Genomic DNA, 6,916 nt, shown 5'->3' with positions numbered 1-6,916 from the left:
GTGTACTCCTCCTCGTCGGCGTCCGTGTACGCGCTCGGGTCCCACATGATCCGCCGCATGAAGTACGTCCAGAAGGCACGCTCCCGGCCGGCGATCAGCAGTTCGGGGTAGTGCGGCAGGCCGAAGAACGAGCGGTGCCAGCCGGTGCGGGGATCCTCGGCGGCGAGCGGCCCGAGGTCGGGCACCGGGAGGCCGGGCAGTCTCGTCTCCTGGAAGACGAGTTGGAGGACCCTCGGTCGGTGGAAGGCCGCGACGGCGTAGGCGACGGCCGCACCCCAGTCCTCGCCCACCACGCGGTACCGGTCGTGTCCCAGCGTTGCCATGAGCGCGGCGACGTCGGCGGCCAGGGTCCGCGTGTCGTACCCGGTCGCCGGACGCCCGGAGCCGCCGAATCCGCGCAGATCCACCGCGACGACCGTGTAGTGCGGTGTGAGCAGCGGGATGACGTGGCGCCAGAAGAACATGGTCTTCGGCACGCCGTGGAGCAGGACGACCGGGTCGCCGCTGCCGCCCGTCGCACAGTGCAGGTCAACCCCGTTGACCCGTGGCCGGCCGTGGGTGAGCGGGATGCCGGCGTGATCCGTCATCCTCAGCACTCCGGATCCCGTCATCGCCGCCTCCTCATGACCGGTTTCCACCGGCATCGACGGTGCCGGTCGGTCGTATTCCACACCGGTCGGCGTCTCGTTCGCACCGGGGAGCCACCCCGGTGCGAACGGTCAGTCGCCGGACTCGGATTCGGTCAGCCTGCGCCCTATCTGCTTGCGCGACGTGATACCGAGCTTGCGGAACACCCTGCTCAGATGGAACTCGACGGTGGAGGTGGTGACGAACAACTGGGTGGCGATCTCCGGGTTGGTCAACCCCGACGCGGCCAGTGTCGCCACATGACGCTCCTGCGGGGTGAGGTCGAACTGGGTGTCGACCGTTCGTCTACGCGCCCTCTCCCCGGTGGCCAGCAGCTCCGCCCTCGCCCGCTCGGCGAACGGCGCGGCTCCCCAGGACTCGAAGGACTCGTACGCGGCCCGCAGGTGGACCCTGGCCTCGGCACGACGCCTGCGACGGCGCAGCCACTCGCCGAACAGCAGGCGCGACCATGCCAGTTCGACGGCCACCGGGACCTTGCCGAGCTGCGCGATCGACTCCAGGTACAGCTGCTCGGCCCCGTCGTCGTCGGTGATCAGGGCCCGGCAGCGCGCGAGCAGCCCCAACGCCCAGGGGGTTCCGGCCAGCGGAGCGCGCTCCTCCATGCGCTCCATGGCCAGGGCGGCGGCCTTCCGGTCGCCCGCCCGCAGCCCGGCCTCGACCATTCCGGCGAGATTGACGTCGCCGAGGATCAACGGGTGGTCGGTGAACACCGCGAGCAGGGCGTCCAGCGCCTCCCGGTACCGCCCTCGGCCGATCTCGAAGATGCTCAGGGCCTGGCCGATCCACCGGTAGGTCATTCCGATCCCCAGCTTCTCGGAATAGGCGCGCATCGTCGCGACCGCGGCCCGCAACTCGGCCTCCCGGCCGGTCCAGGCGTACAGCAGTGCCTTGTGGAAGTCCCCTGACTCCCTGTATCCGGTCGCGGCCATGTAGTCGCACGCCTCGTTGTAACAGCTCTCGGCGGCGGCGAACCGGCCGTCCCAGATCTCCACGGTGGAGAGGGCGAGCAACGCCATGATCAGCCCGTGGAGTGCTCCGCGATGGCGGTCCGCCGTCACCAGCTTCCCGAGGATCTCCCGTTTGGCCTCGATGTCCCACAACTCGTCGCCCGCGGCGCTGATCATGACGCTGAGCGGATTCTGCTCCTGGAGCTCGTCCGCGGTGCGCAGCCGGGCCAGGGCCGCTGCCAGGGCCGGGGCTCCCGCGGCGTAGCCGTAGGCGACCGAGCGCGCCAGTGCCGCCATCAGCGGATCGGGGCTCCAGGCAGGCAGCGCCGGTGCGCGCCAGGCGTCCGCGGTGGCCCTGGCGACCTCGTGGGGAGTCGTCCCCGTGATCATCCGGCCGCCGACGATCGCGGCGTACGTCGCCTCGCACAGCAGGTCCCAGCTCGCTGCGGGATCGTCGGCGCCCAGGTCGGCCACCGCGTCCAGCAGCATCGCGGGCACATGGCGGGGGCGGCCACTGATCATCTCGACCGACGCCCGCAGCCGTGTCGCGCGGGCCCGGACGACCGGCCCGGTCAGGTCGGGAGTGGCGATGTCGAGCAGTGGCTGGACCGCCGGCAGATTGCCGGCGGTGAGGTGTGCCGCCGCCGCGGCGAGATACCGCTCGGCCCGCTTGCCAGGATGCGCGGTCATCTCCGCGGCCCGGGTGAGGACCAGGGCCTGTTCGGAGTATCCGCCACGCGTCCGGGCCAGTTCGGAGGCGGCTTCGAGCTCCGCGGCCACGCTGTCGTCCGGACCGTCGGTCGCCTCGGCCAGATGCCAGGCCCGGCGCTCGGGGGCGCTCGTGGCCGCGAGCGCCACCTGGACGGTGCGCCGCTCCGCGGCGGACGCCCCCGAGTGGACCGCCGACCGGATCAGCGGGTGACGGAATTCGACGGTGGTGGCGCGGTGCAGTATCCCCGCGGCGACCGCGGGCGCGGCAGACCGGATGGACAGCCCCAGGGCGCCGGCGGCGCGCCACAGTGTCGCCTGGTCGTCCGTCGGCGTGGTGGCCATGAGCAGCAGCAGGGTCTGGGTGTCGGCGGGCAGCAGCGCCGCCGCCCGCCGGAAGTGTTCCTCCAGCTGCTGGTTCACCGGGAGCGGCTCGGGCAGTGGAACGACCCCGGCCAGCTGTTCCGAGCCGAGGTTCACCGCCAGTTCCAGGAGCGCGAGCGGGTTGCCTCCGGTGCCGACGACGAGCTGTTCGGCGACCGCCTGGTCCAGGTGTCCGGTCACGCCGGCGGTCAGCAGGGCCCTGGCCTCCGTGTCCGCGAGCCCGTCCAGCCGGAGCGCCGGCAGGGCGCCGAAGACGTCGTGGCCGCCGGTCCCGTCGCGCCCGGCGAACAACAGCCCGAGGCAGTCCGCACACAGGCGCCGGCCCACGAACGCCAGGGTCTCCGCCGACTCGCGGTCCAGCCACTGCACGTCGTCGACCACGCACAGCATCGGCGTCGCCGCGGCCGCGTCCGAGAGCAGCGTCAACGCGGCCAGCCCGACCAGATGGCGGTCGGACGGCGAAGCCTCGGTCAGCCCGAAGGCGGCGCTCAGGGCGTCACGCTGGCGTGGCGGCAGAGCCGGCAGTCGGCCGAGGTAGGGCCGCAGGAGCCGGTGCAGGGCTCCGTAGCCCAGTCGCGTCTCGGCCTCCACGCCGACCAGCCTGACGACGGTCAGGTCCTGGGCGGACTCTGCGGCGTACTCCAGAAGCCGGGATTTGCCGACTCCCGCGTCGCCGGTGAGCACCAGGACTCCGCTGAAGCCGTCACGGACCGATTCGAGCAGCCTTCCGATCGCCGCACGCTCCGAGTGCCGACCGACCATCGGCGGCTCCGCCGCGTGAACCCAGGACCGCACCATGAGAACCTCCTCCTTTCGCGCGCGGCGCCTTGCCGGGCGTCCACCGCAGGGTCGAAGTACCTGGCAGCCGGGCCGTCGCCACTCGCCGAGGGAAACGCACGTCGTGGACGGTAGTGGAGACTCTGTGGACATTCGCTGCCCGAAAGGTGACCGGCGTCGACCGCGTGCTCGCGGAGTGCCGTCCGGGGCCCGTGCGTCGCTCGGCCCCGGCTGCCCGATGTGCCGCGCGTTGCCCGCTGGACCTGCCGGCGATCGGCCGGATGTGGTTCGCTGCCGGGGTGACTCAGGACTTGGAGATCGTCGCGTTCGAATCCGCCGAGGCATTCCGGGAATGGCTCGGCGAGAACCACGCCGTCTCGCCCGGCATCTGGCTCAAGCTGCGCAAGAAGGGCCCCGGAATCGTCGCGCTGGACTACACCCAGGCGCTCGACGCGGCACTCTGCTACGGCTGGATCGACGGCCAGAAGGCCACGCTCGACGACCAGTGGTGGCTCCAGCGGTTCACCCCGCGCAAGCCGCGCAGCAAGTGGTCCAAAGCCAACCGGGACAAGGTCATCTCCCTGATCGAGCAGGGCCGGATGCGTCCGCCGGGGCAGGCCGAGGTCGACCGCGCCAAGGCAGACGGCCGCTGGGAGGCCGCCTACGACGGCGCGAAGACCGCCACGGTGCCGGACGACCTCGCAGCTGCCCTGGCCGCCGACCCGGCCGCTGCGGAGTTCTTCGAGACACTCGACCGGCAGAACCGCTACGCGATCCTGTACCGGATCCAGGACGCCAAGAAGGCCGAGACCCGGGCGCGCCGGATCGAGACGTACGTGGCGATGCTGGCGAAGGGCGAGAAGCTGCACCCGTAGCCACGGAGAGGCGACGCCCCGCTGTGCGTGACGGGGCGTCAGAGCTTGGCGCGTACGTGCTCGGCATCCGGGTGCGCGATGGTCTCGAGGATCTCCAACGCCTGCCGCCAGGCGCCCGCCGCCCGCTCCCGGGAGCCGTCGGCCTCCCAGGCGTCACCGATGTGGACGAGGGTGTCCGCTTCCAGGTAGTCGTCGTGGATCTCGCGGTATGCCGTCAACGCGTGTGCGTAGCAGCTGAGGGCCTGCTGGTACCGGCCGAGGTGGTGGTGGGCGTACCCGAGGCTGTCCCATGCGGCGGCCTCCCCGTTGCGGTCGCCGAGTTGCTGGTTCATGGTGATCGCCCGTCGGCAGTCGGCCAGGGCTTCCTCGTACGCGCCGAGCAGGATCCGGGTCCAGCCGACCTCGTTGGAGATGCCTGCCTGTCCGCTGCGGTGACCGGCCGCCTCGTACAGCGCGTGCGCCTCGCGGTAGTGGTCGAGTGCCTCGTGGTGGTGGCCTCGGCGGTTGGCCTGGAAGGCCAGGTAGCGGTGGACGCGCCCCTGGCCGGGCGCGTCTCCGACGGCGGCGAACAGTTCCAGCGCGGTGCACAGGTGTTCGCGTGCTGCGGCGGGGCGTTCCAGGCGCCCGTTCACGAAGCCCAGGGCCCGGTGCGCGTGCGCGCGTCCCGAGAGGTCGCCCAGTTCCTCGGCCGCGTGCAACGCCGCTTCCTGAACACCTAGTTGGTCCTGCCATCGGCCGTGCCGGTCGAGGAAGAGTTCCAGTGTCGCGGCGAGCTGCCAGCAGTGGGCGCGCAAGCCGGACCGGGCCGCCTCCTGCACGGCTGCGAGGAGGACCGGACGCTCGGCGTTGAGCCAGTTTGCCGCCTTCTCCCGGCTTTCGAACGCTGTCGGAATGGCCCCGGCGGCGATCCGCGGTGACAGGGTGAGCCGTTCCCGGTGGGGTGCGAGCAGGCTGTCGGCCCGGTGAGCGGTGTGCAGGAGGTGGTCGAGCAGCCGGTGCCGAGCGGCGTCCCGGTCCTCGGGCGTGTCGTGTGACTCCGCCAGTTCCGCGGCGTAGACCCGCAGGAGTTCGTGGGAACCGTAGCGGCCCGGGGACCGCTGGGTGAGCAGGTGCGCGCCGACCAGTTCGGCGAGCAGCAGGCGGATGTCCTTGAGAGGCAGGTACAGCAGAACGGCCGCGGTCGCGGTGGACACGTCGGGGCCGGGATGGAGCGCCAGGAGGCGGAAGAGCCTCGCCGCACCCGGGGTGAGAGCGTCGTAGGACCACGAGAACGCCGTGCGGGGGTCGGGGACGGGATCATCGTGGGTGAAGGCGGCGAGGCTGCCGCGGGTCTCGCGCAGTTCCCCGGCGACAGACGAGAGGCTCCGGCCCGGACGGGCCGCGGCACGGGCGCTGACGATGGCCAGTGCCAGTGGGAGGGAGCCGCACAGTTCGACGATCTCGTCAGCGGCCGACGGCTCCTCGGCGACCCGCTTCGCGCCGAGTCGCCTCCTGAGGAACTCCCGGGACTCCGCGGCTGTCAGGAGATCGAGCGAGAGGGGATGGGCGCCGTCCACGACGACCAGTCCGTGCAGGTGGTTGCGGCTCGTGATGACGATCAGGCATCCGGCGGAGCCCGGCAGGAGCGGGCGGACCTGTTCCGTGTCGCGCGCATTGTCCAGCAGCACCAGGACGCGGTGCCCGGCCAGCAGAGTCCGGTAGAGGGCGGCCTGGGCGTCAAGGCCGACCGGTATGCGGTGCGCGGGGACGCCCAGGGCGTCGAGAAAGCCGCGGATCACCTCCGACGGATCCGCGATCGACCCCGACGGGTCGAAGCCGCGCAGGTCCGCATAGAGCTGCCCGTCGGGAAAGCGGTCGGCGATCTGGTGGGCCCAGTGCACCGCCAGGCTGGTCTTGCCGACGCCCGCCATGCCACCGATCGCGCTGATCACCACGGTGTTCGGCCGGTCGTCGGAAGGCGACAGAAGTGCGTGCACCCGCCCCAGTTCAGCGCGGCGCCCGGTGAACATACCCAGGTCGGGAGGGAGTTGTGCGGGACGGACCCGAGTCGCATCGTCCGCCGGACCGGTCCTCTCGGTGGCAGCCTCCGGTACACAGACGCCGCCGTGAGGCAGTTGGGGAGGGGCGTCCTCGGTACCGCTCCGAACGCTGCTCCCGGCCTCCGGTCGGCCCGGCGGCACGGAGGCGGTGCCGCGCGGCAACTGCTGCTCGGCGGCGCGGAGTTCCGGGCCCGGGTCCAGGCCCAGTTCGTCGACGAGTCGCGTACTGACGTCCCGGTAGGCCTTCCGCGCCTCGGCCCGGTGTCCGGTCACCGCGAGCGCTGTGACGAGACTCGCGTGGAGCACCTCGTCCAAGGGGTGGGCCGCGGCCGTCTGCCTGAGGATCGGCAGCATCTGCCCGGCGAGTGCCGGTCCGGCTTCGAGGGCCGCCGCGGCGGCTTCCTTCACCGCAGCCGGATACTCCCGCTCCACCGCCGCGAAGACTCGGCCCGCTTGATCGCCGCGTCGCGCTTCTTCACGTACCAGACGCCGATCAGCCCGAGTCCGCCGCCGGCCAGGCAGGTCCAGACCCACCAGG

Annotated in this window: 4 protein-coding genes; 1 reads left to right on the top strand and 3 read right to left on the bottom strand. The window is 71.9% G+C overall.

Translation table 11 applies throughout. The features are described 5' to 3' along the window. Both ABZ646_RS36495 and ABZ646_RS36490 read right to left on the bottom strand, forming a co-directional pair. On the bottom strand, window positions 1-611 hold a 611-nt coding region (locus ABZ646_RS36495; RefSeq protein WP_360528909.1), incomplete at its 3' end, for an alpha/beta fold hydrolase. 108 nt (window positions 612-719) lie between these two features. Then, window positions 720-3,485 carry an AAA family ATPase gene (locus ABZ646_RS36490; RefSeq protein ID WP_360528906.1) on the bottom strand — a complete coding sequence of 922 codons (2,766 nt, stop codon included), beginning with the start codon at window positions 3,483-3,485 and terminating at the stop codon, window positions 720-722. Window positions 3,486-3,745: 260 nt separating this feature from the next. On the opposite strand from ABZ646_RS36490, the gene ABZ646_RS36485 reads away from it, so the two are divergent. After that, entirely contained in the window at window positions 3,746-4,339 is a 594-nt protein-coding gene (locus ABZ646_RS36485) for a YdeI/OmpD-associated family protein (protein WP_360528903.1), read from the top strand. Window positions 4,340-4,377: 38 nt separating this feature from the next. On the opposite strand, the gene ABZ646_RS36480 is transcribed toward ABZ646_RS36485, so the two are convergent. After that, window positions 4,378-6,786, bottom strand: a complete 2,409-nt coding sequence (locus tag ABZ646_RS36480) for a BTAD domain-containing putative transcriptional regulator (protein ID WP_360528900.1) — start codon at window positions 6,784-6,786, stop codon at window positions 4,378-4,380. Window positions 6,787-6,916: the final 130 nt, after the last annotated feature.

Source organism: Streptomyces sp. NPDC007162, from assembly GCF_040634175.1.
GTDB lineage: Bacteria > Actinomycetota > Actinomycetes > Streptomycetales > Streptomycetaceae > Streptomyces.
Note: the sequence above shows the minus strand (reverse complement) of the source record. Positions and strands in the feature narration are given on the sequence as shown.